This is a genomic window from Halolactibacillus sp. JCM 19043 (genome assembly GCF_001310395.1).
GTDB lineage: Bacteria > Bacillota > Bacilli > Bacillales > Amphibacillaceae > Halolactibacillus > Halolactibacillus miurensis.
Genome location: NZ_BAXD01000103.1, coordinates 1 through 510 on the forward strand (window position 1 = coordinate 1; position 510 = coordinate 510).

At 44.5% G+C, this 510-nt stretch carries 1 pseudogene; it reads right to left on the reverse strand.

Going from position 1 to position 510, the window contains the following annotated elements:
- Window position 1: 1 nt before the first annotated feature.
- Window positions 2-510: pseudogene (locus JCM19043_RS17070) on the reverse strand (hypothetical protein); the annotation flags it as partial.

The following is a 510-nucleotide window of genomic DNA, read 5'->3' on the forward strand; positions in this document are numbered from 1 at the left end:
TTCATTCGACGATTGGCTTTCCTATGTCCATAAGGACGCGACACTTTGGACCGCGTCGTATCCATCTTTCGATGGCAAGTGTTTTATGATGTTTAACGGCATAGTCAACGAGGGCAATAACCTCTGCTTCTATTATTTTCGCCTGCTGTCGACTGGTTTTACCCTCTAAGTTAAATGGGAGGGTAAAGGCATCCACACATTGACCAATGTCGTTGACATTGGCGACAGCGAGATGATTCACATTCAAATCAACCCCAATCATACCCGTTGATGTTGAGGTGTTCAGGTAGGGTGCAGGCGGCACATCGATTAAGCATTTAACAATGTAGTAGTCACCATGGTCCTCAAGTGACCATCCAATAGCCTTCCCGTACTTTTTCTTATCTTTCAGGTTCATTTGTGTCTGAATGGCATGGTTGACATGATCTTGGCCATAAGGAAAAACAACGTCAGAGAGACTAATCACACATTGATCGATCGCTTTGAAGGTAAGGGTATGCGTCTCTGGAT